This window comes from Novosphingobium sp. BL-A-28-Hi1-0D (assembly GCF_055521755.1).
On sequence record NZ_CM145502.1, the window covers coordinates 2,239,346 to 2,264,851 of the forward strand.

General features: G+C 65.5%; 30 protein-coding genes. 23 read left to right on the forward strand and 7 right to left on the reverse strand.

Annotated elements, in window-relative coordinates:
- Nucleotides 1–28: 28 nt before the first annotated feature.
- From ACZ1JW_RS11015 to ACZ1JW_RS11080, 14 genes are all read left to right on the forward strand, one after another.
- Nucleotides 29–1,168, forward strand: coding sequence for a glycoside hydrolase family 130 protein (locus tag ACZ1JW_RS11015; protein WP_465140586.1), 1,140 nt, complete (start codon nt 29–31; stop codon nt 1,166–1,168).
- A gap of 22 nt (nt 1,169–1,190) precedes the next feature.
- Entirely contained in the window at nt 1,191–1,916 is a 726-nt protein-coding gene (hisA, locus tag ACZ1JW_RS11020; RefSeq protein ID WP_465123512.1) for a 1-(5-phosphoribosyl)-5-[(5-phosphoribosylamino)methylideneamino]imidazole-4-carboxamide isomerase, read from the forward strand.
- A 141-nt stretch (nt 1,917–2,057) separates the two neighbouring features.
- Complete coding sequence (hisF, locus tag ACZ1JW_RS11025; protein WP_465123511.1) at nt 2,058–2,819, forward strand: imidazole glycerol phosphate synthase subunit HisF; 762 nt, start codon at nt 2,058–2,060, stop codon at nt 2,817–2,819.
- A gap of 98 nt (nt 2,820–2,917) precedes the next feature.
- Nucleotides 2,918–3,082, forward strand: a complete 165-nt coding sequence (locus tag ACZ1JW_RS11030) for a hypothetical protein (RefSeq protein WP_465140587.1) — start codon at nt 2,918–2,920, stop codon at nt 3,080–3,082.
- A gap of 33 nt (nt 3,083–3,115) precedes the next feature.
- Nucleotides 3,116–3,439, forward strand: coding sequence for a phosphoribosyl-ATP diphosphatase (locus ACZ1JW_RS11035; protein WP_465140588.1), 324 nt, complete (start codon nt 3,116–3,118; stop codon nt 3,437–3,439).
- Nucleotide 3,440: 1 nt separating this feature from the next.
- Nucleotides 3,441–3,818 (forward strand): histidine triad nucleotide-binding protein, encoded by a 378-nt coding sequence (locus ACZ1JW_RS11040; protein WP_465123508.1) that lies wholly within the window; start codon nt 3,441–3,443, stop codon nt 3,816–3,818.
- A gap of 75 nt (nt 3,819–3,893) precedes the next feature.
- Complete coding sequence (locus ACZ1JW_RS11045) at nt 3,894–4,358, forward strand: YbgC/FadM family acyl-CoA thioesterase (RefSeq protein ID WP_465140589.1); 465 nt, start codon at nt 3,894–3,896, stop codon at nt 4,356–4,358.
- Entirely contained in the window at nt 4,355–5,056 is a 702-nt protein-coding gene (gene tolQ / locus ACZ1JW_RS11050; protein ID WP_465140590.1) for a protein TolQ, read from the forward strand. The genes ACZ1JW_RS11045 and tolQ overlap by 4 nt, the downstream gene beginning before the upstream one ends.
- A gap of 3 nt (nt 5,057–5,059) precedes the next feature.
- A complete protein-coding gene (locus ACZ1JW_RS11055) occupies nt 5,060–5,512 on the forward strand; it encodes an ExbD/TolR family protein (RefSeq protein WP_465140591.1) in 453 nt (150 codons plus the stop codon).
- A gap of 10 nt (nt 5,513–5,522) precedes the next feature.
- Nucleotides 5,523–6,428 (forward strand): hypothetical protein, encoded by a 906-nt coding sequence (locus tag ACZ1JW_RS11060; RefSeq protein WP_465140592.1) that lies wholly within the window; start codon nt 5,523–5,525, stop codon nt 6,426–6,428.
- Nucleotides 6,425–7,807, forward strand: coding sequence for a Tol-Pal system beta propeller repeat protein TolB (gene tolB, locus ACZ1JW_RS11065; RefSeq protein ID WP_465140593.1), 1,383 nt, complete (start codon nt 6,425–6,427; stop codon nt 7,805–7,807). The genes ACZ1JW_RS11060 and tolB overlap by 4 nt, the downstream gene beginning before the upstream one ends.
- 107 nt (nt 7,808–7,914) lie before the next feature.
- Nucleotides 7,915–8,436: a peptidoglycan-associated lipoprotein Pal gene (gene pal / locus ACZ1JW_RS11070; RefSeq protein ID WP_465123502.1), complete on the forward strand. Its 522-nt coding sequence runs from the start codon at nt 7,915–7,917 to the stop codon at nt 8,434–8,436.
- Nucleotides 8,437–8,547: 111 nt separating this feature from the next.
- Nucleotides 8,548–9,081, forward strand: a complete 534-nt coding sequence (locus tag ACZ1JW_RS11075) for a J domain-containing protein (protein WP_465140594.1) — start codon at nt 8,548–8,550, stop codon at nt 9,079–9,081.
- Nucleotides 9,069–9,968, forward strand: coding sequence for a phytanoyl-CoA dioxygenase family protein (locus ACZ1JW_RS11080; RefSeq protein ID WP_465140595.1), 900 nt, complete (start codon nt 9,069–9,071; stop codon nt 9,966–9,968). Before ACZ1JW_RS11075 ends, ACZ1JW_RS11080 begins: the two co-directional genes overlap by 13 nt.
- Here ACZ1JW_RS11080 and ACZ1JW_RS11085 read toward each other — a convergent pair.
- From ACZ1JW_RS11085 to ACZ1JW_RS11100, 4 genes are read right to left on the reverse strand one after another with little or no spacing between them, the layout of a single operon-like run.
- Nucleotides 9,886–11,088, reverse strand: coding sequence for a CCA tRNA nucleotidyltransferase (locus tag ACZ1JW_RS11085; protein WP_465140596.1), 1,203 nt, complete (start codon nt 11,086–11,088; stop codon nt 9,886–9,888). The two genes, ACZ1JW_RS11080 and ACZ1JW_RS11085, sit on opposite strands and share 83 nt — an antisense overlap.
- Complete coding sequence (locus tag ACZ1JW_RS11090) at nt 11,081–11,683, reverse strand: CoA pyrophosphatase (protein ID WP_465123498.1); 603 nt, start codon at nt 11,681–11,683, stop codon at nt 11,081–11,083. The genes ACZ1JW_RS11085 and ACZ1JW_RS11090 overlap by 8 nt, the downstream gene beginning before the upstream one ends.
- Nucleotides 11,680–12,249 (reverse strand): DUF1285 domain-containing protein, encoded by a 570-nt coding sequence (locus ACZ1JW_RS11095; protein WP_465140597.1) that lies wholly within the window; start codon nt 12,247–12,249, stop codon nt 11,680–11,682. Before ACZ1JW_RS11095 ends, ACZ1JW_RS11090 begins: the two co-directional genes overlap by 4 nt.
- 22 nt (nt 12,250–12,271) lie before the next feature.
- Complete coding sequence (locus ACZ1JW_RS11100) at nt 12,272–12,781, reverse strand: GNAT family N-acetyltransferase (protein WP_465142767.1); 510 nt, start codon at nt 12,779–12,781, stop codon at nt 12,272–12,274.
- Nucleotides 12,782–13,006: 225 nt separating this feature from the next.
- Between ACZ1JW_RS11100 and ACZ1JW_RS11105 the strand changes: the two genes are divergently transcribed.
- From ACZ1JW_RS11105 to ACZ1JW_RS11115, 3 genes are read left to right on the forward strand one after another with little or no spacing between them, the layout of a single operon-like run.
- The gene (locus ACZ1JW_RS11105; protein ID WP_465140598.1) at nt 13,007–14,431 is read left to right on the forward strand and encodes a cytochrome ubiquinol oxidase subunit I; all 1,425 of its coding nucleotides are present in this window, start codon (nt 13,007–13,009) and stop codon (nt 14,429–14,431) included.
- A complete protein-coding gene (gene cydB / locus ACZ1JW_RS11110; RefSeq protein WP_465140599.1) occupies nt 14,428–15,426 on the forward strand; it encodes a cytochrome d ubiquinol oxidase subunit II in 999 nt (332 codons plus the stop codon). The genes ACZ1JW_RS11105 and cydB overlap by 4 nt, the downstream gene beginning before the upstream one ends.
- Nucleotides 15,413–15,574, forward strand: a complete 162-nt coding sequence (locus tag ACZ1JW_RS11115) for a DUF2474 domain-containing protein (RefSeq protein WP_465140600.1) — start codon at nt 15,413–15,415, stop codon at nt 15,572–15,574. The genes cydB and ACZ1JW_RS11115 overlap by 14 nt, the downstream gene beginning before the upstream one ends.
- Here the strand turns inward: ACZ1JW_RS11115 and ACZ1JW_RS11120 are convergent.
- Entirely contained in the window at nt 15,555–16,949 is a 1,395-nt protein-coding gene (locus ACZ1JW_RS11120) for a helix-turn-helix domain-containing protein (protein ID WP_465123492.1), read from the reverse strand. The genes ACZ1JW_RS11115 and ACZ1JW_RS11120 overlap by 20 nt on opposite strands.
- Before the next feature lie 146 nt (nt 16,950–17,095).
- Between ACZ1JW_RS11120 and ACZ1JW_RS11125 the strand changes: the two genes are divergently transcribed.
- The 3 genes from ACZ1JW_RS11125 to ACZ1JW_RS11135 all read left to right on the forward strand — a co-directional run bounded on the left by ACZ1JW_RS11125 (nt 17,096) and on the right by ACZ1JW_RS11135 (nt 21,488).
- Nucleotides 17,096–18,691: an isocitrate lyase gene (locus ACZ1JW_RS11125; RefSeq protein ID WP_465140601.1), complete on the forward strand. Its 1,596-nt coding sequence runs from the start codon at nt 17,096–17,098 to the stop codon at nt 18,689–18,691.
- 122 nt (nt 18,692–18,813) lie between these two features.
- Nucleotides 18,814–18,972 carry a hypothetical protein gene (locus ACZ1JW_RS11130; RefSeq protein ID WP_011444689.1) on the forward strand — a complete coding sequence of 53 codons (159 nt, stop codon included), beginning with the start codon at nt 18,814–18,816 and terminating at the stop codon, nt 18,970–18,972.
- 152 nt (nt 18,973–19,124) lie between these two features.
- Nucleotides 19,125–21,488 (forward strand): putative bifunctional diguanylate cyclase/phosphodiesterase, encoded by a 2,364-nt coding sequence (locus tag ACZ1JW_RS11135; protein WP_465140602.1) that lies wholly within the window; start codon nt 19,125–19,127, stop codon nt 21,486–21,488.
- On the opposite strand, the gene purQ is transcribed toward ACZ1JW_RS11135, so the two are convergent.
- Together purQ and purS are read right to left on the reverse strand one after the other, a co-directional pair.
- A complete protein-coding gene (gene purQ, locus ACZ1JW_RS11140; protein ID WP_465140603.1) occupies nt 21,485–22,162 on the reverse strand; it encodes a phosphoribosylformylglycinamidine synthase subunit PurQ in 678 nt (225 codons plus the stop codon). The two genes, ACZ1JW_RS11135 and purQ, sit on opposite strands and share 4 nt — an antisense overlap.
- 15 nt (nt 22,163–22,177) lie before the next feature.
- The gene (gene purS / locus ACZ1JW_RS11145) at nt 22,178–22,411 is read right to left on the reverse strand and encodes a phosphoribosylformylglycinamidine synthase subunit PurS (protein ID WP_465123488.1); all 234 of its coding nucleotides are present in this window, start codon (nt 22,409–22,411) and stop codon (nt 22,178–22,180) included.
- A gap of 415 nt (nt 22,412–22,826) precedes the next feature.
- Between purS and ACZ1JW_RS11150 the strand changes: the two genes are divergently transcribed.
- The 3 genes from ACZ1JW_RS11150 (at nt 22,827) to ACZ1JW_RS11160 (ending at nt 25,471) form a co-directional block, all read left to right on the forward strand.
- Nucleotides 22,827–23,441: a TetR/AcrR family transcriptional regulator gene (locus tag ACZ1JW_RS11150; RefSeq protein ID WP_465123487.1), complete on the forward strand. Its 615-nt coding sequence runs from the start codon at nt 22,827–22,829 to the stop codon at nt 23,439–23,441.
- Nucleotides 23,438–24,412, forward strand: coding sequence for an HlyD family secretion protein (locus ACZ1JW_RS11155; protein WP_465140604.1), 975 nt, complete (start codon nt 23,438–23,440; stop codon nt 24,410–24,412). The genes ACZ1JW_RS11150 and ACZ1JW_RS11155 overlap by 4 nt, the downstream gene beginning before the upstream one ends.
- 135 nt (nt 24,413–24,547) lie before the next feature.
- Nucleotides 24,548–25,471 carry an ABC transporter ATP-binding protein gene (locus ACZ1JW_RS11160; protein WP_465140605.1) on the forward strand — a complete coding sequence of 308 codons (924 nt, stop codon included), beginning with the start codon at nt 24,548–24,550 and terminating at the stop codon, nt 25,469–25,471.
- Nucleotides 25,472–25,506 lie beyond the last annotated feature (35 nt).

Consider the following 25,506-nt stretch of genomic DNA (forward strand, 5'->3'; position numbering starts at 1 on the left):
TACCTTCACTTGAAGGAGCCTCGTCTGCATGTCTCAGTTTCCGTTCGATCGCCTCGTCTTCACACCCTTCATGGTCGATCTCGAGCGCTCGCCGCTCCGGGGTCACTTCGGTGCCGAGACCTTCGTGCTGGGGACCTTCAATCCCGGCCTGACCGTCCTGCCCAACGGCAACCTGCTCTTCATGGTTCGCGTTGCCGAGGCGCTGCGCCATCCCATCCGCGACGGCAAGGTCCACGCAATCCGCTGGCATGACGGCGGCTATGTGCTGGATGGCTGGCCGCTGGAACTTGTCGATACCTCGGACCCGCGCAAGTTTCTGCTCCACGGCGGCGGGTGGAAGATCATGGCGCTCACCTCGCTGTCATGGCTGCTCCCGGTGGAAATGACGCCCGACGGTCTGGAAGTCGTCGCGGTCCATTATGACAAGGCCATCGCCCCGCAAGGCACGTACCAATGCTATGGCATCGAGGACGCCCGCATCTCCCGCATGGGTGAGGGCGCATACCTGATGACCACCTGTTCGGTCAGCCCCGAACGCCATTCGACCACGCTCTACACCTCCGCCAACGGGCTCGACTGGACGTTCGAGGGCCTCGTCCTCGATCACCAGAACAAGGACATGCTGATCTTCGAAGGCCTCGTCCACGGTGAGTACTGGGCCCAGACCCGGCCCTTGGGCGATCTCTATTTCGCCTATCCCCCCGGCAGCGACTGGCGCTCCGGCCCCTCGATCAACCTCGCGACTTCCCCCGACGCCCTCCACTGGAAGCCGTACCTCGAGCCCGGCATCCGGCCCCACGCCGGTACCGCTGCCACGGCCCGCATGGGCGGAGGAACCCCGCCAATCCTCACCGAAATCGACGGCCAGCGCGGATGGCTCACCCTGTGGCACGGCGTCGAGCCCAAGGAGATGGTCGGCATCTACCGCACCTACTGGTCCCTGCTTGACCCGGATCAGCCGTGGAAGACCATCGGCGGCAGCCACACGCCCCTGCTCGAACCCGATGCCGAGCTGACCCGCCCGCTCGAAGACCTGCTCTATTTGCGCGACGTGGTCTTCACCACCGGCATCGCCGAACTCGAGGATCGCTACATCGTCGCCTCGGGTGAGGCCGATCTCGCTTGCCGCATCACCCACGTGCCCAAGGAAGCCTTCCGTTCCGCGTGATCGCCTGCTAGGCGCGCGCTCCATGATCGTCTTTCCTGCCATTGACCTGAAAGCTGGCCAGGTCGTTCGCCTCGCCGAAGGAGACATGGACCGCGCCACGGTCTACGGCGACAACCCCGCCCATCAGGCGAGCCTGTTCGCGCAAGCCGGATCGCAGTACCTTCACGTCGTCGATCTCGATGGCTCCTTTGCGGGCCGCGCCGAGAACCGCGAGGCGGTGGAAGGCATCCTCAAGGCCTTCGACGGCCACGTGCAACTCGGCGGCGGCATCCGCACGCGCGATGCGGTCTCGGGCTGGTTCGACCTCGGCGTGAGCCGCGTCGTCATGGGCACCGCTGCGCTCAAGGACCCGCAGTTCGTCAAGGACATGGCCAAGGAATTCCCCGGCGGCATCGTCGTTGCGGTTGACGCGCGTGACGGCATGGTCGCCACCGAAGGCTGGGCCGATGTGTCCGACGTCTCGGTCGTTGATCTCGCCCGCCGCTTCGAGGACGCAGGCGTCGCCAGCCTGCTCTTCACCGACATCGGCCGCGACGGTCTGCTCAAGGGCGTCAACCTCGATGCCACGGTCGAACTTGCCCGCCGCGTCGACATCCCCGTGATCGCCAGCGGCGGCGTCAAGGGCATCGACGATATCCGCATGCTCAAGATCCACGAGGCAGACGGAATCGAAGGCGTCATCACCGGCCGCGCGCTGTTCGAAGGCAAGCTTGATCTTGCCGCGGCCATTGCGATGGCTGAAGCTTAAGGTCTTGCTCTCTCCCCTTCAGGGGAGAGATACGAAGGCTTGTCAGCTTGCTGACTAGCCGAAGTTGAGCGGGGTATGTTGCGCCAGCCCCTCTCCCAACCCTCTCCCCTGAAGGTGAGAGGGCATACGAAGGATTAAGCCATGACCGTCCGCGTCCGCGTCATCCCCTGCCTTGATGTCCGCGATGGCCGCGTGGTCAAGGGCGTCAACTTCGTCGACCTGCGCGATGCAGGCGATCCGGTCGAACAGGCCCGCGCCTATGACAAGGCCGGCGCGGACGAACTGTGCTTCCTCGACATTTCCGCCAGCCACGAAGGCCGCGGCACGCTGCTCGATGTGGTCGCGCGCACCGCCGAAGTCTGCTTCATGCCGCTGACCGTCGGCGGCGGGGTGAGGGCGGTTGAAGACGCCCGCGCGCTCCTGCTGGCCGGGGCTGACAAGGTTGCGGTCAATTCCGCCGCCGTCGCCCGCCCCGAACTGGTCCGCGACATTGCCGAGAAGTTCGGCGCGCAATGCGTAGTCGGCTCGGTCGATGCGCGGCGCACGGGGCCGGGCAAATGGGAGATCTTCACCCACGGCGGGCGCAAGGCCACCGGCATCGATGCGCTGGCCCATGCGGTCAACCTTGCCACGCTTGGCGCAGGCGAGTTGCTCGTCACCTCGATGGACGGTGACGGAACGCAGAAGGGGTATGACCTCGAACTGACCCGCGCGATTGCTGATGCGGTGCCGGTCCCGGTGATCGCCAGCGGCGGCGTCGGATCGCTCGATCACCTCGTCGAGGGCGTGACCCAAGGCCATGCCAGCGCGGTGCTTGCGGCCTCGATCTTCCACTTCGGCACGCACTCGATTGCAGAAGCCCATGCCGCGCTTCGGGCCGCTGGACTGCCCGCACGGGGCTGAGTCCCAAGATGGGTCATTAACCAACTGATATAAGGGATTTTACCGAATCGCGCGGTCTGGCATTAGCTTGGCGTTAACAATCCAAGGTCGCTTGTCCTGTGCTTCGTATCGGTACCACCCTGCTAGCGTTCATCGCGTCGGTCTCGCCGGCACTGGCGCAGTCGGCCGGCATCTCGATCCCCGAGCCGACTGACGGCGCATTGTTCGCCATGGGTCTCGTCGGCCTGATCGTAGGCCGCCACATCGCCAAGCGGCGGGGTTGACCGCCACGCCTGTTCCGCGCCATTGCGCTTCCCATGGAACACGGTGACATCCTCGCCCGGCTCGAAGCCACGATAGCCCAGCGCCGCACGGGCGATCCTTCCGCCAGCTACGTGGCAAAACTCAACTCCAAGGGTATCGCCAAGATCGCCCAGAAGGTTGGCGAAGAGGGCACCGAAACCGTCATCGCCGCCCTCGCCGGAGACCGCAAGGAACTCGTCGGCGAAGCGGCGGACCTCATCTTCCACCTGATGGTGCTGCTCTCGGCGAAGGACGTGCCGCTGGCCGAAGTGCTGGCAGAACTGGAGCGCCGCGAAGGCACCTCAGGGATCGCCGAGAAAGCCAGCCGGAGCAACTGACATGGCCGTTGACGCAACGCTCCCCTATGATGACCAGAACATCTTCGCGAAGATCCTGCGCGGGGAAATCCCGAACCGGACCGTCTATGAAGACGACTTCGCGCTCGCCTTCCACGACATCAACCCGCAGGCGCCGACCCACGTTCTCGTGATCCCCAAGGGCGCCTACGTGTGCTGGGACGACTTCTCGGCCAAGGCTTCCGACGCCGAAATCGCAGGCTTCGTCCGTGCCGTGGGCAAGGTCGCGCGCGATCTTGGCCTCGTCGCGCCGGGCTATCGCCTGCTCGCCAACACCGGCACCAACAGCCACCAGGAAGTGCCGCATCTGCACGTTCACCTCTTTGCCGGGCAGCCGCTCGGGCCGATGCTGGTGCGCTGAAACGGGATAAGGTGGGGGCAGGGCGTTAACCACCCCTTGCCCTGTGACTCGTCGCAAGGGTAGGGTCACACCCGAATGCTTCTGCCCCAGCCTCCCTCCGGCCTGTTCGACGGCCCGCAGCACCTCTATCCGGTCCGCGTCTATTTCGAGGACACGGACCTGTCGGGCGTAGTCTATCACGCCAACTACTTGCGCTGGTTCGAACGCGCCCGTTCCGACATGCTCCGCCTGCTCGGCATAGACCAGCGCAGCGCGCACGAAGCAGGCGAGGGAGCCTACGCCGTAAGTGAGTTGGACCTGCGCTACCTGCGTCCAGCCAAGCTGGATGACGACGTGCTTGTGCGCAGCCACGTTGCCGAACTTTCGCCCGCCACCTGCCGGATCGTGCAGCGTGCGTTCAGGGACGAGACGCTTCTGTGCGAAGCGAAGGTGCGCGTCGCTTTCGTCGCTCCCAATGGCCGTCCCCGCCGCCAGCCGCGTGACTGGGTGGCCGCTTTCCAGACAATCACAACTGCTCCCGAAGGACCGGAACCCGCATGATTCTCCCGATGCTCGCCAACGGCGTTTCCTTCGCGCCGACTTCGCTCAACCCGGTGCAACTGTTCCTCGATGCCGATTACGTCGTGCAGGGCGTGATGGTCGGCCTCGTGCTGGCCAGCGTGTGGACCTGGACGATCATCATCGGCTTCTCGCTCAAGATCGGCAGCGTCCAGCGTGGTTGCGACAAGTACGAGAAGGAATTCTGGGAAGCGCGCGACATCGACCAATTCCAGAAGGACAACAAGGGCCGCGATCTGCCCTCGGCCCGCCTGGTGAACGCAGCCCTTGCCGAATGGCGTCGCTCCACATCGGGCAAGTCGATAGACCGCGAAGGCACCCGCCAGCGCCTGACCACCGCGCTCGATGGTGCCGTGGTGACAGAGACCGACGCGCTCGCCAGCCGTCTCAACTTCCTCGCCACGGTCGGCTCGGTCGCACCGTTTGTCGGCCTGTTCGGCACGGTCTGGGGCATCATGGACAGCTTCTTCAACATCGGCGCGCAGCAGAATTCCTCGCTTGCCGTCGTCGCCCCCGGCATTTCCGAAGCCCTGTTCGCCACCGCCATCGGCCTCTTCGCCGCCATCCCGGCCGTGATCGCCTACAACCGCTTCTCGCACCGCGTGAATCGCTTCGAGACCCGGCTATATCGCTTCGCCGACCGTTTCCACGCCTCGCTCAGCCGCGAACTGGAGGTCTGAGGCATGGCAATGTCCATGGGATCGGGCGGGGGAAGAGGCCGCGGACGCCGAGGGCGCGGCGGTCGCGCGGCAATGAGCGAGATCAACGTCACCCCGCTGGTCGACGTCATGCTCGTGCTGCTGATCATCTTCATGGTTACTGCGCCAATGCTGGCCGCAGGCGTTCCGGTGGACCTGCCCGACAGCAAGGCCGATCCGCTCGACCAGCAGCAGGACCAGATCACCGTCACCATCGATGCGCAGGGCACGGTCTTCCTCGATGACCAGCAGCTCGCCCCCGGCGAACTGACCGAGCGGCTTGCCGGGCTGCAGAAGGGCAGCAAGCAGTCGCTCGTCACCCTGCGCGCCGATCGTGTGCTCGACTGGGGCCGCGTCGCTGCCGTGATGGGTGAGCTGAACGCGGCGGGCTTCAAGTCGATCTCGCTGGTCACCAACAGTTCATCCGCGCCGCAATAGGCCCGTGGAAATGCACGATCCCATTGCCGGAGGACTGACCAGGCAGGAAGGAGCAGGGCTGGCGATAGCCGCGCTGGCCCACGCGGGCCTGCTTGCCTTCCTCATGCTCTCCCCGCCGGGCAAGACGATCAAGCCGCCGCCCGAGCGGATGGAAGTCACGTTTTCCGACGAAATCGCCGACCAGTCGACCTCGCCCGATCCGATGGCCGAGGCCGCGCCCGACGTTGCGCCCGAACTTGGCGAGCCACAGCCCGAGCCTGTGGCAGAACCTCAACCGCTGCCCGAGCCGCCCAAGCCTGTGCCTGCGCCGCCGCAGCCGAAACCGGTGCCGGTGCCTCCCAAGCCCGCTCCGAAGCCTCAACCGCAGGCAAAGCCGGTCCCGCCAAAGCCTGCACCTCCGAAGCCCGCTCCGGCCAAGCCCGCGCCTCAAAAGCCTGCGCCATCCAAGGCAGCGCCCGCAAAGCCCGCCGACACCAGCCCTCGGCGTCGTCCCGACGCGCCCTCCGGTGCCAGCCGCATCGGTTCGGACTTCCTATCCGGCATTCCCGGCTCGTCCAAACCCGGCACCGCCAAGACCCCTCCCGCCGCCGCTGTGGGGCCTGAGGTCAAGGCCTCGCTCGCCAGCGCGGTCGCGCGTCAGGTCAAGGCGCACTGGGTGGGTCCTCAGGGTGTCGATATCGACAAGCTGGTCACCGTTCTTGCGTGGGATCTAAATCCCGATGGCAGCCTCGCCGGTCGCCCGCGCGTGGTCAGCCAGACCGGGATCACGCCCGCCAACGAGGCACAGGCCAAACGCCACGCCGAACTCGCGATCCGCGCCGTGCAGCTTGCCGCGCCGTTCGATCTACCGTCCGAATATTACAGCAACTGGAAGCGCATTTCTGCGTTCCGGTTCGACAAGAGGCTGTCCCAATGAAACTTCGTGATCTTCTCCTGTTCGGCACGCTGCTGACGGTTCCGGCGATGGTCGTGGCGCAGCAGGCCAGCGTCCCATCCTCGACCGCTTCGCAGGCACCTGCCGAGGACGAAGGCCTGACCGGCTCGGTCACCGACGAGAGCGAGTGGCAGGACCTCGGCATCGCGATCCCGGCATTCCCCACCAACGCCTCGGTCGCCACGGCGGCAGAGGGCGGCAACACCGAAGCGCTCGGCCGCAACGTCGCCCGCGTGGTGTTCAACGATCTGCGCAACAATGGCCTGTTCAAGCCAGTCGGCCCCGACCAGCTCCCCGAAGTCGCCTTCCCGCAAGTCGCCGCCCCTACGTTCGACACCTGGCGCGGACGCTCGGCTGAAATGCTGGTGCAGGGCTTCGTCAAGGCGAACGACGATGGCCGCCTGACCGTCGGCTGCTACCTCTATGACGTCGCGCTGGGCAGCGAACTTGCGCGGCAGGGCTATGTCGTAAAGCCCGAGGAATGGCGCCGCGCCGCGCACAAGTGCGCCGACATGGTCTATTCGCGCCTTTCCGGCGAAAGCCCGTTCTTCGACAGCAAGATCGCCTATATCGCCGAGACCGGCCCGAAGGACCGCCGCCGCAAGCAGCTGGCGATCATGGATTCCGATGGCGCCAACCACCGCTTCATCACCAACGGACAGGCCACGGCCCTGACGCCGCGCTACTCGCCCGATTACAGCAAGATCGTCTATCTCAGCTACCTCAACGGCGCGCCGCGCATCTACGTCTACAACATCGGCACCGGCCAGCAGACGCTGGTCACCTCCAGTACCAACCCCACGTTCGCTCCGCGCTGGTCGCCCGATGGCAAGTACATCCTCTATTCGATGGCGATTGCCGGCAATACCGACATCTACCGCGTACCCGCCACCGGCGGCCAATCCACGCGCCTCACCGACAGCCCCGGCATCGACGTCGGCGGCTCCTACTCCCCCGATGGCAGCAAGATCGTGTTCGAAAGCGACCGGTCGGGTGGTCAGCAGATCTATGTGATGAACGCCGATGGTTCGGACCAGAAGCGCATCAGCTTCTTCGGTGGCCGCGCCGCCACGCCCGAATGGTCGCCGCGCGGGGACCAGATCGCGTTCACCCACATCGGCGGCAACTTCCGCATCGCCGTGACCGATCCCTACGGCAAGGGCATGCGCTTCCTCACCGATTCCTGGCAGGACGAGGCGCCCACCTGGTCGCCCAACGGCCGCATCGTCCAGTTCTTCCGAACCGAGCGCGGCAGCGGCAAGACCGGCATCTGGCAGGTTGATCTGACCGGCCGCAACGAGCGGAAACTGAACACGCCCGTCGATGGTTCCGACCCTGCATGGGGCCCGGTCCTGCCGTGATCGATTCCGGGAGGCACCCTAGCCAAAAAGGTTAACGGTCGCCCTTGTCATTCTGTCGCTGAAACTGCACGATACGTCGCCATCTCTCCCATCCCTCCCACAGGAGAATGCCCATGAACCGTTCTTTCCTGCTTGTCGGCCTGGCCGCCGCCACGCTCACGCTCGGCGCTTGCGCATCCAAGCCCAAGCAGCTCCCGCCCGAACCCGGTACCACCACGACCACCACCCAGGCCCCGCCGCAGATGCAGCAGCCGACCGGCCCGGTGCCCGGCAGCCAGGCCGATTTCATCGCCTCGGTCATCTCGGACACGGTCAACTTCGATACCGACCGCTACAACATCGATGCGTCGGATCAGGGCGTCCTGCAGAGCCAGGCCTCGTGGCTCGCACGCTATCCGGCAAAGGCGATCACGATCGAAGGCCACTGCGACGAGCGCGGCACGCGTGATTACAATATCGCTCTGGGCGAACGTCGCGCCAACGCCGCCAAGAACTATCTGGTCAGCCTCGGCGTCGATCCTTCGCGCATCACCGTCGTCAGCTATGGCAAGGAACGCCCGCTTGCACTAGGCTCCGACGAGGAATCGTGGGCGAAGAACCGCCGCGCGGTCACCGTCACGGTGAACTGAGGCAAACTGCCGCAACAGCAAGGCCCGGACCCCGCAAAGGTCCGGGCCTTTTGCATTTGCGGCACCACACCCATCTTGACCTTTCCCGCAAGGTTGGCTTGGGGTTAGGCGATGGCACGCAACACACGATCGAAGGACTGGGGATTCCCCCGCTGGCGCGGCTACGGCAGTTCGTTCGATGCCGCGCCTGTCCGCCTGTGCGATCGTGCAGGCTGTGACCAGAAGGGCGATTGCCCCGCGCCCAAGTCTCCCAACAACCCGGATCGCTGGTACTTCTGCCAGCAACACGCCGCCGAATACAATCAGGGCTGGAACTACTTCGAAGGACTCGACAAGGAAGAAGCCGCCCAGCGCGAGGCCGAGGAGCGCGGCGAAGCCTCAGGCTATCGTCATGCCGCTTGGGCCGAATGGGGCGGATCGGGCGATGGCACCCGCAGCCGTGACGAGTTGCGCGCGCTCGAAGTACTTGGCCTTGATCCCGATGCCGATTTCGACGCGGTGAAAAAGGCTTGGCGCAACAAGGCCAAAGAAGTCCATCCTGACGTGCGGCCCGGTGACGAGGCCGCGGCCGAGCAGTTCCAGAAGCTGCAGGTTTCCTACGAAGTGCTGCGCGCGGCCGAAGAGCGCCGCGAATGGAAGGGGTGATCGTGGGGCAGATCGAACGGTTCACGGCGGAGCAGGCAGACGATGCGGCGCAAGCCCTGACCCGCGATGGCGTGGTCGTGTTCGACCGCATCTTCGATCCAGCTCTGGTCGTCAGCGTCGCCATGGAACTGCGACGCATCGTTCCGGGCGCCTATGACAGGTCGGCAACCCTGCCCGAGGATTTCCTCAGCGTCGGCGAACAGCGCATCAACGGCCTCGTCCCCATTGCCGGGCCCCTGTCCGGCGTGATCGACATGCTGGTCAGCCCGGCGCTCCAGACCTTGTTCAACGAAGCGCTCGGGGAGGACTGGGTCTACGAATCGTTCGGTGTCATCAGTTCGTTCCCGGGCGCAACGCTGCAGCACTTGCACGCGGACGACGATCACCTGTTCGAAGGCACCGAATTTGCAGGCAAGCTCCCCGCCTATGCCCTCACGATCTCGATCCCGCTGGTAGAGGTCAACGCAATCAACGGCGGTACCGAGTTCCTGCTCGGCAGCCATCGCTTCGAATCGCGCAGCAGCTATCCGGGCGAGCCGACAACCAGCCCGCTCTCGCCCGGTGACTGCATGATCTGGGATTTCATGATCCGTCACCGCGGACAGGCCAACACCAGCGATGCGCCCCGACCGATGCTCTACATCACGGCGTGCCGCTCGTTCTGGACGGACTCGACGAACTTCCTCGCCAACGCCCGCAAGCTCGTGATCGAGCGCAAGCTGGTCAAGGCCTTGCCCAAGGAGCAGCGCAAGCGGTTCGTGCGGTTCAAGCCGCTACCCGGCCTGCGCACCGGCCTTGCCAGTATCAGCCGCGCGGTGCGGTGGTATGCGCCAGCACTTCATCAAGGATTGATGAAACACGTGCTGCGTCAGGGAAACCCTCGCTGACCCATTGATCCTCGACCCGCCGCAGCGTCCGGGCCACCTCCGGCCCGGCGTTCACGCCGCGCGCCACGATCTCGCCGCCCTTCAGCGGAAAAGTGGGGACGGTCCAGCCGTCCAGCGCTGCAATGCTCTGCCCGGTCAGCAGCAAGCGGTCGCGCGCCTCCTCGATGCCGATGCGATAGGCGAGTGCTCGGGCATCCGGCAAAGCTCTGCCACGATCAGCTACCACAGCCATTCGCTTGCGCTGCGCCACCGACAGCCGCAGCCGCGCCGCCACCTGTTCGGCAAGCGGGGGATCGGCAGGAAGCAGAGCAGCCAGCCGTCGCAGGGCTGGACCGTTTGCACCCTCGCGACCCTCAATCCCAATCAACGCGTCAAGCGCCTGCAACCCTTGCTCTGTCGCTTCGGGCAGAACCTGCGCCAGCACGCCAAGTTCGGCCATGCGCCGCATTGTCGGCGCAGGGTCCGGCAGGCCAAGCAGGTTCATCAGTTCCCAGCCCACACGCTCGCGCGAAAGCCCCTTCATTCCCGCAGCCAGTTCCGCAACGGCCGCTTCGGCTTCGGCATCGGCAGGCGTCGAACCGAAACGGGCCTGAAAGCGGAAGTAGCGCAGGATGCGCAGGTAGTCCTCGCGGATGCGCTCGCGGGCATCGCCGATGAAGCGCACGTGTCGCCCTGCCAGATCGGCAAGCCCACCATGGTAGTCGAACACTTCCTGCGTGCGCGGATCGGCATAGAGCGCATTGATCGTGAAATCGCGCCGCGCGGCGTCATCGCGCCATTCGGTCGAGAACGCGACCGTGGCATGGCGGCCATCGGTCGAGACATCGCGGCGCAAGGTGGTGATCTCCACCGTCCCGCCTGCAAGAACCGCCGTCACCGTGCCGTGGGCGATCCCCGTCGGCACCGCCTTGATCCCGGCGGCGACAAGGCGCGCGGTTGTCTCCTCGGGCACGAGCGTCGTCGCCATGTCGATGTCCTTGGGCGATATGCCCAGCATCGTGTCGCGCACCACGCCGCCCACCCAGCGGCAGTTGCCTGTCGCTTGCGGGTCAAGCGCGGCAACCAGCGCCGCAAGATCGTCGCGCGCAGTCCACGCGGTGGCAGGCAGGCGCTCAGTCATGCCACGCCATCCGCTTGGCCAGATTGGAGATGATCGCCGCCGTCACGCCCCATATGCGATGCTCGTTCCACAGGATCTCGATGTAGCGCCCCGTGCGCCCCCTGAACTCGGCCTCTTGCCAGACATGCCGCGCGGTATCGAGCAGGAAACCCAGCGGCGGCTCGAACCATCCGGCAACTTCCGCCGGATTGGGCTGCAGCGGCAGGTCTGGCGGAACCATCGCCAGCACCGGCGTGATGTCATAGCCGGTGCCCGTGCGGAAACGGTCGGTCGTGCCGATCACCGTCACGTCCTCGGGCCGGATGCCCAGTTCCTCGTAGGCCTCGCGCAGGGCCGCCTCGACCGGCGTTTCGCCGGGATCGAGCTTGCCGCCGGGAAACGCGGCCTGACCCGGATGGGCGCGCATGTGCGATGGCCGATGCGTCACCAGCACACCGGGACCGTCAGGATGGCCGACACGGTCCGTCACCGCGATCAGCACGGCGGCGGGCCGAAGCCCATGTTCGGGCAGGGGGCGCCAGTCCTCGTAGAGGTCCTGCAAGGGCTGGCGATGGCCCTCTTCGTACAGCGCGGTCAACCGCTCGAGCAGGCTCATGCGTCCGGCACCAGCACGAACCGCTCGCCCATGCTTTCGACCGCCAGTTCCTCGCCGCCTGCTGCCAGGGCATGATCGATCAGCTGGCCATACGTGCTGCGGTTCAGCCGCCCTTCGGTTCCGTGACGCACGGCAAGATAGAACGCCGGCACCTCGGCAGTACCGCCCACGCGCAAGGGATGGTCCGGCCCGCAGACCACCAGATCATCGCTGTTGAGCCGGAAGGCGAGGGCAGGGCGGCCTGTCTCGTCCAGCTTCACCTGCATATCGGTCGCGATGAAGGCTGCGTCCTCGACCTCGATGGACAGCTTCTGGAATGGCGTCACCAGCCAGTGCTGCCCTGCATCGTCGCGCATCAGCAGTGAAGAGAACGCGCGCACCATCGCCGGACGCCGAATCTCGCCACCCTGATGGAACCAGCGTCCGTCAGCGGCAATCCGTATCTCGCTGTCGCCCACCTCCTGCGGGCTCCACTGGTCCAGCGGCGGAATCTTGCGCGCGGCAACCTGCTCGGCCAGTTGGCCAAGGCTCAGCGATGCAAGTTCGGGCGGTGGAACATAGGGCATCAGCCGCCGATGCCAGATCGGATCAGCGTCGCCAAGGCCCCAACATGCCCTCTTGCGGCAGGACCGCAGGATTTGCCGTGCGGCAGAGCAGCCGGTGCTGCTCGTATGGCCCCGGCAAGGTCCAGCCGCCAGTGTGAGCTTTGCTGAAGCCGAAGAAGCGCTCGTAGTACTCCGGATCGCCGATCAGCACTTGCGGCAGCGGCGCGCGCGGGTCGATTGCGGTCAGCACCGCAGTCATCAGCGCCTTGCCGAAACCTTCGCCCTGCAGGTGCGGCATCACCGCCACCGGCCCCACCATGATCATCGGGTGCATCCGCCCGCTCGGATCGGTAAGACCTACCGGCCAGCTCTGGATCGACCCTGCCAGCATGTCCGAATCATCCAGCGCCGCGAAGGACAGGTTGCCCAGCGCTTCCATGCCCTCGCGCACCTTGTAGGCGGTTCGATTGTGCCGCTCCGGCTCGAACGCGGCATCGAGCAACTGCTCGACCAGCGCAGGTTCGACATCGGCAAGGGGAATGATCTTGGACAACGGCAGGGCCTTCAAAACTCCGGGCACCCCGGGCAGGAAGCGCGCCGATAGCCTCGCTGTGGCAATGCTGCAAGTTTGGTGGAACAGCGGGCCCGCCAAGCGGTTCTGAAGGTGCAGAAACTGCAATCATTCCAACGGGAAAATCACTTTAGCTGTTGCTCATATAGGCGTAGGGCGACGCCCGAGGCGCCGCAAGAGACGCCTGGTCCCGAAAGGGGAGCTAGAATGTTCGCAGGGCTTGATCCGCAAGGAACCGCGCTGGTTCTGGCGCGAATGCAGTTCGCCTTCACGGTGAGCTTTCACTTCATTTTCCCCGCCTTCTCCATCGGGCTTGCCAGCTATCTGGCGGTGCTCGAAGCGCTCTGGCTGAAGACCGGCAAGCCGCTCTACCTCGACCTGTTCCGCTACTGGCTTAAGATCTTCTCGGTCGCCTTCGCCATGGGCGTCGTCTCGGGTCTGGTCATGTCCTACCAGTTCGGCACCAACTGGTCGGTCTTTTCCGACAAGGTCGGCGGGGTGATCGGCCCGCTGATGGCCTACGAGGTGCTGACCGCCTTCTTCCTCGAGGCCGGATTCCTCGGCGTCATGCTGTTCGGCATGAACCGCGTCGGCCGCCGCCTGCACTTTGCCGCCACGCTCATGGTCGCCGTCGGCACATTCATCTCCGCCTTCTGGATTCTCTCGGTCAACTCGTGGATGCAGACGCCCACCGGCTTCGAGATGAGCCCGGACGGCCGCTTCCTGCCCGGCCCGAGCTGGGCCGCAATCATCTTCAACCCCAGCTTCCCCTACCGCCTCGTCCACACCGTCATCGCCGCTTATCTGACGACCGCCTTCGTCGTCGGCGCGGTGGGCGCGTGGCACCTGCTCAAGGACCGCGCCAACCTCCACGCGCGCAAGATGTTCTCGATGGCGATGTGGTTGGCCGCGCTCGTCGCCCCGGTGCAGATATTCGTGGGCGACATGCACGGACTCAACACGCTGGAGCATCAGCCCGCCAAGGTCATGGCGATGGAGGGCCACTACCAGTCCCACCGCGATGGCGCGCCGCTCTACCTGTTCGGCATCCCTGACGACAAGAACCAGAAGCTGGACTACGCCATAGCCATCCCCAAGGCTTCCAGCCTCATCCTCAAGCACGATCCCGACGCCCCGCTCGCAGGTCTCGACACCATCGCACCCGACAAGCGCCCGCCGGTGTGGATCGTGTTCTGGTCGTTCCGGATCATGGTCGGCCTCGGGTTCCTCATGCTCGGCCTCGGCCTGTGGAGCCTCATCGCCCGCATGCGAAAGCGCCTCTACGACTGGCCGCTGCTCCACCGCCTTGCCGTGCTCATGGGGCCCTCGGGCTTCGTCGCGGTCATCGCCGGTTGGGTGACGACCGAAGTCGGCCGCCAGCCCTGGACGGTCTATGGCCTCCTGCGCACTGCAGACTCGGTCAGCCCCATCGCCGCGCCCGCCGTCGCCACCTCGCTGGCCGCCTTCGTCGTCGTCTACTTCGCGGTCTTCAGCATCGGCACCTGGTACATCCTGCACCTGATGAAGGACGCCCCGCACCCGCACGAAGCAGGCCCCGAGCAGGACGAGCGCGCACCGATCCGCTCCGCCGGCATCACCCCCGCCCAGCAGCAGGAAGGAGCCGCGTCATGATCGACCTCACCGTAATCTGGGCGCTGATCATCGCCTTCGCCGTGCTGATGTACGTGGTGATGGACGGCTTCGACCTCGGCATCGGCATCCTCTTCCCGGCATTCCAGCCGGGTGAGGAGCGCGATCAGGCGATGAACGCCATCGCCCCGGTCTGGGACGGCAATGAGACCTGGCTGGTGCTAGGCGGCGGCGGGTTGCTCGCCGCGTTCCCGCTGGCCTACGCCGTGATCCTACCCGCCACATATCCCCTGATCATCGCCATGATGCTCGGCCTTGTCTTCCGCGGCGTTGCCTTCGAGTTCCGCTGGCGCGATCCGAGGCACCGCGCCTTCTGGGACATGGCGTTCTTCGCAGGCTCTCTCGTTGCCGCTCTGGCGCAGGGCATTACCCTCGGCGCGCTGCTGCAGGGCATCCATGTCCAGGGCCGCGCCTATGCCGGAGGCTGGCTCGACTGGCTCTCGCCCTATTCCCTCCTGACCGGCGCAGGCGTCGTCGCGGGATACGCGCTGCTCGGCGCCTGCTGGCTGGCGATCAAGGTGGAAGGCCGTGCCGAGGACAAGGCCTTCGCCTTCGCCCGCATCGCCGCATGGGCCACGCTGGCGCTGATGGCCGCTGTCAGCCTAGCCACGCCGTTCCTTGCCCACCAGTACTTCCAGCGCTGGTTTACCGAACCGATGGTGTTCTGGCTCTCCCCCGTCCCGCTGATCACCGCAGCACTCGCCATCGCGCTCCTGCGCACACTTCAGCAGCGCCAGCCGGTGCGGCCCTTCCTCTACGCGCTCGGCCTGTTCCTGCTCGGCATGATCGGCCTCGGCGTCTCGATGTGGCCTTGGGTCGTACCCCAGAGCATCTCCATCTGGGACGCCGCCGCGCCCGAGCGCTCACAGGTCTTCATGCTGATCGGCGTCGGCCTGATCATGCCGCTGATCCTCGGCTATACCGGCTGGGCCTACTGGGTATTCCGGGGGAAGGTGGGCACCCATGGCTATCATTGACCCCCGCCTCGATGGCGCGAACAAGGCCGAGGCCACGCCCCTGTGGCAGCGCCTCGGCTGGATGGCCGCGATCTGGCTCGGCAGCGTGGCTGTGCTCGGCGCGGTCGCCACAGTCATCCGCTACTGGCTCAACTCTCCGCAAAGCTGAACGGCTCGGCCCCGCGCCGGTAGTCATCGGGCAGAATCTCGCGTCCGATCGGAGGCTCGGCCCGCGCGGTACACTGCGCGCGGTGGCACAGGCGGCAGGTCACGCCGATGGGCGTCGCCGCCACAGCCTTGGGGTCCGCGCCCGCCGCATAGACCAGCCGCGGCGCATGTTCGGCGGCGCAGGCCAGCGCAATCGCCCGGGTCCACCGCGGCCGCCCGAACCCGCCACCGCCCGAGGTAACCGTCCGCGCCAGCGAGAAGAACCGCTGCCCGTCCGGCAGTTCCAGCCACTGCGTCACGATCTCCCCCGGTGTGCGGAAGCATTCGTGCACCGACCACAGCGGACACCCCCCGCCATGCGCCGCGAACGGAAAGCCAGCCCCGTCCAGCCGTTTCGACACGTTCCCCGCCGTGTCCACGCGGATGAAGAAGAACGGCACGCGCTCCTGACCCGGACGGTTGAGCGTCGTCAGCCGGTGCGCCACCTGCTCGAAACTCGCCCCGAATTGCCCCGATAGCGCCTCGATGTCGTACCGCCGCGCATCCACCGCCCGCGCGAACCGGTCGTAGGGCATAACCAGAGCCGCCGCGGCATACCCTGCCAGCGCGCGCCGCACCAGTTGCGCCGCCGTCTCGCTGGCAAAGCTCTCACCCCGGATCACGCCCGCAATCTCGCCGCGCAGCGCGGTATAGGCAATGTGCTGCATCAGCTGCCACGCCCGCCCCGAAGGCGAAAGCGTATCGTCGATCAGCAACTGCTCGTTATGCCGGTCATAACGCCGCACCGCATCCATCATCACGTCGGGCGGCAGGAAGCGCACGCGCACCCCGCGCAGCCTCAACCACTCCGCCGCACCGCCGGCCTTGGCAATCTCGTCAGCCAGTTCCTCAGCCTTCGAATCGATTCCCGGAAAGTAATTGCGCCGCGCTGCCACAAAGCGCCGCGCCTCGCCCACAGGATCGCTGGCACCGCTGCCGGGCGAGGCGCTGCGCTGTTCGGCCAGGGCCTGCTGCTCGCGCTGCCATGCGCCGTAAAGCCGCAACAGTGCCTCGGTCACCCCCGGAAAGCTCGCCGCCACGTCGGACACTTCGAGCGTCGGCAGGTCGATGTCGGTAAAGATCGGATCGCGCAGCGCATCGGTCAGCCGCCGCGCGTAATCGTCACGCTCGTCGCTGGCGAGGTCGGCCATGTCGAGCTTGTAGGCCCGCGCCAGCCGCAACAGCAGGTCCGCCGTCAGCGGTCGCTGGTTGCGCTCGATCAGCGCGATGTAGCTCGGCGAAATGCCCAGTTCGTCGGCCATCGCCTGCTGCGTCAGCCCCAGTTCGCGGCGGATGCGCTTGAGGCGTGGCCCCAGATAGAGCGGTCTTGTCGACATCTTACAGGTCTCTTGTAGCGACTGCACAACTTTACAAGCATATCCTGTAAAGTTTGACAACATCACTTCGCGCGCCATTCCGCATCCGTGATTCGCGCGTTACCCCGATCTCACAGAGACGCACACCACGTGAGGGAACACGGGAAATGACCTACCACAGCAAGATCGTCGAAGCCGGCAAGGCCATTGCGCCTTTCGCCCAGACCTGGGATGGCATCGAGCCCGAGAACGTGGCCCGCATGCGCCTGCAGAACCGCTTTCACACCGGACTCGACATCGCGCGCTACACCGCCAAGATCATGCGCCGTGACATGGCCGCCTACGACGCTGACCCTGCGAACTACACCCAGTCGCTCGGCTGCTGGCACGGGTTCATCGGTCAGCAGAAGATGATCTCCATCAAGAAGCACTTCGGCACGACCAAGGGCCGCTACCTTTATCTTTCGGGCTGGATGGTTGCCGCGCTGCGCAGCGAATTCGGTCCGCTGCCCGACCAGTCGATGCACGAGAAGACCAGCGTTTCGGACCTGATCGAGGAACTCTACACCTTCCTCAAGCAGGCTGACGCTCGCGAACTGGGCATGCTGTTCCGCGATCTCGACGAAGCCAAGAAGGCTGGCGATGCGGTCAACACCCACCGCCTGCTCCACAAGATCGACGAGTTCGAAACCCACGTCGTGCCGATCATCGCTGACATCGACGCGGGCTTCGGCAATGCCGAGGCAACCTACCTGCTCGCCAAGAAGTTCATCGAAGCAGGTGCCTGCTGCATCCAGATCGAGAACCAGGTCTCGGACGAAAAGCAGTGCGGCCACCAGGACGGCAAGGTCACCGTGCCGCATGAGGACTTCCTCGCGAAGATCCGCGCGGTCCGCTACGCCTTCATGGAACTCGGCGTCGATGATGGCGTGATCGTCGCCCGCACCGACTCGCTGGGCGCTGGCCTGACCAAGCAGATCGCCTACACCCGCGAGGCAGGCGATCTGGGCGACCAGTACAACAGCTTCCTCGATTGCGAGGAAGTCGATCCCGCCAACCTCGGCCACGGCGACGTGCTCATCGCCCGCGATGGCAAGCTGATGCGCCCCAAGCGCCTGCCTTCGAACCTCTACCAGTTCCGCGCCGGAACCGGCGAGGACCGCTGCGTGCTCGATTGCATCACCTCGCTGCAGAACGGCGCGGACCTGCTGTGGATCGAAACCGAAAAGCCGCACATCGGCCAGATCGGTGGCATGGTCAGCCGCATCCGTGAAGTGATCCCGAACGCCAAGCTGGTCTACAACAACAGCCCGTCGTTCAACTGGACGCTGAACTTCCGCCAGCAGGTCTATGACGCGATGGTCGAAGCAGGCAAGGACGTCTCGGCTTATGATCGCTCGAAGCTGATGAGCGTGGACTACGATGGCACTGAACTCGGCATCGAGGCAGACGAACGTATCCGCACCTTCCAGCGCGATGCGGCGGCGCAGGCTGGCATCTTCCACCACCTGATCACGCTGCCGACCTACCACACGGCTGCGCTGAGCACCGACAACCTTGCCAAGCGCTACTTCGGCGAAGAAGGCATGCTCGGCTACGTCAAGCAGGTCCAGCGCGAGGAAATCCGTCAGGGCATCGCTTGTGTGAAGCACCAGAACATGTCCGGCTCGGACATCGGTGACGATCACAAGGAATACTTCGCCGGGGAAGCCGCTCTCAAGGCAGGCGGCATCCACAACACGATGAACCAGTTCGCCGCGTAACCTGCGAACTACTGAAAGCTCCTCCCCTTCGGGGGAGGGGTTGGGGGAGGGGCTTCCCCCCCTCTCAAACGAAGAAATCCTCGCGGCAATCAAGCCCCGAAGATCCAGGATGGAGACCCACCATGGCTGAACCTGCACGTGCCCGCGCGGTCCTCTCGACCGAGGACTTCAAGCTGATCCGCGAAGCCGTACTGCACTATCTCAAGGCAATCGAGGACCAACCGGAATCGGTAAAGTTCTCGAACCTTTACCACCGGCTTGGCAGCGCTCTCGGCCGATAGGCCAGAGCTGCCATCTAGGACCTTTCCTGGGGAGGAAAGTCCGGCCCGTCGTGCTCCACCAAGCGCGGCGGGCCATTTTTTGCGTCGAACCGTTCGCAGCAGAGTTTGCGACGCTTACCTTTGGCTAATCAATTGCGATTAAGCCCTGCGGCGTGACCACATCGTTTGCGCCCACACCCGACTCTGCAACGGCAAAACTGCCGATCCTCGCCGTTATCGGCTTGCGCGATCCGGTGGAAGGCGATTGGGGACGCCTTCGCGGGTTACAGTACTCCAGTCTCGCCCGCCTTACTTTCGCACGCTTGCTCGCCCATGCCCTTGCGGCGCTGCTCGTGCTGCAGACTTACGCCACCCGCGTCCATGTCGTCTTCCTCGTCGGCTGGATGGCGCTGCTCGTCGGCGTGCTCATCTCGGGCGCGCGCTTCGATCGCTCGCTGATTGATGCCGATCGTCGGCGAATCAGCCGCCAGGAGATGCACCGGCAGACGGTCAGTTCGCTTTTCGTCGCGCTCGTCTGGGCCATCCCGATGCTGGCCTTCGCTCCGTTCGGTGATGCCGCGCAGCGCATGACCTTGTGGACGGTCCTCGCCATGCTCATGGCGGGCATGGCGGTGACTTTCGCCGCAATGCCCATGGCCACGGTGATGTTCTCGGGCATCGTCGGCCTGTCCGGGGTCGCTGTCTTCCTGTTCTGGGGTGAATACACCGCAGCCGCCGTCGCGGTGGCTTTCGTTGCCATCGTCAGCGTCGGCGGGGTCGAGGCTGCGCGCACGTTCCTTGGCGCGCGCGTCGCCGAGGCCGGCATGGCGGAAAAGGCCGAGGTCGTCTCGCTCCTGCTGCGCGAATTCGAGGAAGGCGATGCCGACTGGCTGTGGCAGGTCGATGCCAATCGCCGTGTCCGTTCGGCCAGCCCGCGCTTCGCCTTTGCTTTGGGCGAGGACCCTGAGGATATTGACGGCAAGCCACTGATCCAGCTGATCGCAGGGGCGGCTTGGGACTCCGGTCACTTCCATTCGAGCCTGCACGACCTGGCCGAGCGCCTGAAGCGCCGCGAGAGCTTCTCCAACCTGCTTGTCCGCGTCACGCTCCACGGCAATCATCGCTGGTGGGAACTGTCGGCCTCGCCCAAGTTCGACGAGAACGGCACTTTCGTCGGCTTCCGTGGCGTCGGTTCTGACGTGACCGAGCAGCGCGAGAGCGCCGAGAAGATCGCCTACCTTGCCCGCTACGATACCCTGACCGGCCTGCCCAACCGCCTGATGCTCACCGAAGCGCTCGGCGATGCGATGGGCTATGCCGAGAAGTGGCGCTCGCGCTGCGCGTTCCTGATGATCGACCTCGACCGTTTCAAGGCGATCAACGACACCCTCGGCCACCTCGTCGGCGACCAGTTGCTGGCGCTCGTGTCCGAACGGCTCAAGCTGATCATGCGTGATGGCGAGGTCTGCGGCAGGCTCGGCGGCGACGAGTTTGCCGTGGTGATCCGCGATGCTGCCGACGGCGAGCGGATCAACGAATTGAGCGAGGCGATCATCTCGACGCTGTCGCTCCCCTACGAGATCGACCACCACACGCTCTACGTCGGCGCCAGCGTCGGCTCCGCTATCGGCCCGCGCGATGGGTCCACGGTCGAGACGCTGCTGCGCAACGCCGACCTTGCCCTCTACCGCGCCAAGGACGAGGGTGGCGGGCGGCACTGCATGTACGAGCCTTCGCTCCATGCCCACGCCGAGGAGCGGCGCAAGCTCGAGTTCTCGCTGCGCCACGCGCTTGAGCGAAACGAATTCTCGCTCATGTTCCAGCCTGTGGTCGATGCGACGACCGAGGAGGTGCTCAGCTTCGAGGCGCTGCTGCGCTGGAACAGCGTCGAGCATGGTTTCGTCAGCCCGGCCAAGTTCATCCCGCTGGCCGAGGACACCCGCCTGATCGTGCCGATCGGCGAATGGGTCCTGCGCATGGCCTGCCGCGAGGCGATGAACTGGCCCGAACACGTCAAGATCGCGGTCAACGTTTCGGGCGAGCAACTGCTCGATCCCTACTTCGCCGAGACAGTCGTCGGCGCGCTGACCTCAAGCGGCCTCTCGCCGCACCGGCTCGAGATCGAAGTGACCGAAAGCATCTTCGTGCGCGACGGGACCACCGCACAGATGACGCTCGAGAACCTGATGGGCATCGGCTGCGGCGTTGCGCTTGACGATTTCGGGACCGGATATTCGTCGCTCGGCTACCTCAGGAAGATGCGGTTCTCGACGATCAAGGTTGACCGCAGCTTCGTACAGGGCGCGGCCAAGGACAATCCCGAGAGCCTCGCCATCGTCCGCGCGGTCGTCGCCATGGCCGATGCACTGGAGATGTCGACCACTGCCGAGGGCGTGGAGACCGAGGACGAGCTGGCCTGCATCCGCCGTCTGGGGTGCAAGAAGATCCAAGGCTATTTCTTCGGTCGCCCGATGAACAATGTCGATGCGCTGGCCCTGTTCGGCCAGACCGCCTTCCGCGAGCGTGTTGCCGGTTAGGCGGCGACGAGCCCGCGCACCACGCTTTCGAACAGTGCCCGCCCGTCCGATCCGCCGTGTGCGGCTTCGATCATGCGTTCTGGGTGGGGCATCATGCCGAGCACGTTGCCACGATCACCGAGCACGCCCGCGATGTTGCGCGCAGAGCCGTTGACGTTGTCTGCATAGCGGAACGCCACGCGGCCTTCGCCTTCGAGGCGGTCGAGCGTGGCGTCGTCGGCGAAGTAGTTGCCATCGTGGTGGGCGACCGGGATCGTGATTTGCTGGCCCGCGTCATAGCCGGCGGTGAACAGCGACTGGTTGTTCTCTACCGTCAGCGAGACATCGCGGCAGACGAAGCGGATGCCGGCGTTGCGCATGAGCGCGCCGGGCAGGAGGCCGGCCTCGGTCAGGACCTGGAAGCCGTTGCACACGCCGAGCACGGTCACGCCACGCTCTGCCGCGCGCACCACCGCCTGCATGACCGGCGAGCGGGCGGCCATGGCACCCGAGCGGAGGTAGTCGCCGTAGGAAAAGCCGCCGGGCAGTGCGATGAAATCGAGATTGTCGGGCAGATCGGCATCGCCGTGCCACACGCGATGGACCGTGCCGCCGCAGACCTGCTCGATCGCCACGGCCATGTCGCGGTCGCAGTTCGAGCCGGGGAAGGTGATGACGGCGGAGGTAAATGCCATGGGATCGGTTCCTGCTCAGGCGGCCTTTTCGATGCGGTAGTTCTCGATCACCATGTTGGCGAGGAGCTTCTTGCACATCTCGTCAAGCGCGGCGTCCGAGGTCGCATCGGCCACGTCGAGTTCGATGACGCGGCCCGCGCGCACATCGTTCACGCCTTCGAAGCCGAGGCCTTCGAGCGCGTGATGGATGGCGCGGCCCTGCGGATCGAGCACGCCGTTCTTGAGGGTGACAATGACGCGGACCTTCATCGGCGGGGCCTTTCGGACACTGAAATTGGAGAATCTGGGGCGGCCTATGCAACTTGAGGGCGCGAAGAGCAAGACCGGGGGGGTTTACGGGGTTTACACTGTCCAGAGAAACTTCGTCAGGCCCCGTTCCGCCTGCAAAACCGCAAGGCCGGGTGCGCGGCGAAGCGGAGGGGAGGGCGGTGAACGGGTCATGATTCGCAGCTTAGCGATATTTGCGTAAGTAGGAAAACGGGGAAGCGCATGGCCTTGAAAAACGCTAGGAATCGCAGTGCCACAGGACAGGCTTAAGGTCCGTGCGGTGGCAGGTTGCCGGATAATCAAACGCACCCCACGCGCACACCGGCACCTGCCACCGCCCTTTTCGGCATCAGCAATTCGCTGTTTACATGACTGACGCGTCAGTTATTATCGGCCCATGCCAAGGGTCACGCCAGCAGACCGGCGCGAGCGCATTCTTGATGCGGCACGCGAGGAGTTCGCCGAACGCGGCTTTGCCGCTGCGCGGCTGGAAGACGTGGCCAAGCGGGTCGGGATCAGCCGCGCGGCGCTCTATCTGGCGTTCGACAGCAAGGAGGCGATGTTCCGCGCGCTCGTTTCGGAAGTGATCACCGAAGTCATGCCGACGCTGCTGCCGAGCGACTATGGCAATCTGCCTGCGGCCGCTCTGCTGCGCGCCTTCGTGAAGAACGCCATGAAGCGCATGGCCAGCCCGGACATGGCGTTTCTGCCCCGACTGATCGTGGGTGAGGGGCGCAACTTTCCCGAACTCGCCCGCTTCTATCACGATACCGCCATGATCTGCGTGCTGGGCGCGATCGAGCGGCTGATCGTTCACGGCATTGCGCGTGGCGAGTTTGCCTGCCCCGATCCGAAGACGGCATCACGCAGTGTCGCAGGCGGGATCATCTTTGCCGCGCTGTGGCGCAACGTGTTCGAACCGGTAGGGGCTGAACCTGTCGATATCGACTGGCTGGCCGAAAATCATTCAGCGATGGTCCTCTACGGTCTGTGCAAGGAGCTTCCGGCATGAAAGCACCTCCCCGGCCCGTGATTGCACTTGTATTGTTGGGCGTTGCTGGCGGGGCTTATGCGCTGTTCGGCCCCAGGAGCCAGCCTGACCGGTGGCTGGGCTATGTCGAGGGTGAGCCGCTGCTGATTGCCGCGCCTGTGCCGGGGACTTTGGCGACACGGCCAGTGGCGCGTGGGCAGGCAGTGGTGCCGGGCACCGCGCTGTTCACGCTCGACCCGCAAAGTGCCGATGCCGAGAGTGCGCAGTTGGCCGCGCAAGTGGCAGCGGCCAAGGCGCAGGCGGCTGACCTTGCGCAGGGGCGCAACCGCGCGCCGGAGCAGGCGGCGGCGCAGGCAGCGCTGGCCTCGGCAAGGGCACAGGCGGTGCGCGCAGGGGCGGACTTCGAGCGCATTGCCGCGCTGGCGGGGAAGGGCTTTGCCAGCCGGACGCAGCTTGATGCCGCGCGGGCCTCGCGCGATTCTGCCAGCGCGGCGGTACGTCAGGCCGAGGCGGTTCTGGCCAGCGGGGGACTTTCGGCAGGGCGCCCGGAGCAGCAGGCGGCGGCGCAGGCAAGCATTGGCGCTGCGCAGGCGGCGCTGAAGGTTCAGGAGCGCCGTCGTGCCGAGATTGCACCTGTTGCGACGGTCAAGGGCGTGGTCGAGCAGACCTTCTACGATCCGGGCGAATGGGTGCCGGCCAATCAGCCGGTGCTTTCCGTGCTGCCGGATGATCAGCGCAAGTTGCGCTTCTTCGTTCCGCAGGAGCGCGTGGCCGGGCTGAAAGTGGGCACGACGGTGCGCTTCACCTGCGACGGTTGTGGCACGGGCGAACGGACTGCGAGGATCAGCTACATTTCGCCGCGCGCCGAGTTCACGCCGCCGGTGATCTATTCCGAGCGGGCGCGGGCCAAGCTGGTGTTCATGGTCGAGGCGGCCTTGCCCGTGGCGCAGCCCTTGCCGCTGGGGCTGCCGGTGGCGGTGGCGGCGGAGTGAGGGGCGGAAACACTTCACCTCCGTTCTTCATGTCGCCCCGGCGCAGGCCGGGGTCCATGGGCTCGCTGTCGCGCCTGCCTTTGGCGTTGTGGGCCCCGGCCTGCGCCGGGGTGACGCGGATTGGAAAGATGGCGAATGAGTGATCTGGCCATCGATGTGCGGGGGCTGACCAAGCGGTTTGGTGGGCGGACCGTGGTCGATGATGTGAACCTGCAGGTGGCGCGGGGGTCTATTTGCGGGTTTCTAGGGCCGAACGGGTCGGGCAAGACGACGACGCTGCGGATGATCTGCGGGTTGCTGATCCCCGATGCGGGGGAAGGCGAAGTGCTGGGGCTTGACCTGCGCAAGCGGCGCGGGGCGATCAAGGGGCGGGTCGGGTACATGACCCAGAAGTTCGGGCTGTTTTCCGACCTGACGATTGCCGAGAACCTTGAATTCTTCGCGCGGGTGCATGGGCTGGACCGTCGCCGTGAAAGGGTGGCGGAGGCGCTGGACGGGCTGGGGCTGGCTTCGCGATCGGACCAGTTGGCGGGCAAGCTTTCGGGCGGGTGGAAGCAGCGGCTGGCGCTGGCCGCCGCCGTGCTGCACGAGCCCGAGATTCTGCTGCTCGACGAGCCGACCGCAGGCGTCGATCCGCAGGCGCGGCGCGAGTTCTGGGACCAGATCCACGATCTGGCGCAAGGCGGGATGACCGTGCTGGTCTCTACCCATTACATGGATGAGGCCGAACGCTGCCACGAGATCGCCTATATCGCCTACGGCCGGATGCTGGCGCGCGGCACGATTGCCGATGTGGTGGCTGGTTCGGGTCTGAAGGCTTTGCAGGGCGAAGGCGCGGGTGCGGACCGGTTGGCGGCGCGGATCGAGGGCAGGCCCGGCGTTGCCATGGCGGCACCGTTCGGGACGGCGATACATGTTTGCGGACCTGATCTTGTGGCGCTTCGCGCGGCAGTGGCCGAGTTTGGTGACGTCGAGTGGCGCGAGGCGCGGCCCAGCCTTGAGGACGTGTTCATCCACCTGATGCGGGGGGCTGAGGATAACTCGGTGGTGGTGGCGTGATCAGTTTCGGGCGCTTGTGTGTGGCGCTGCCCACC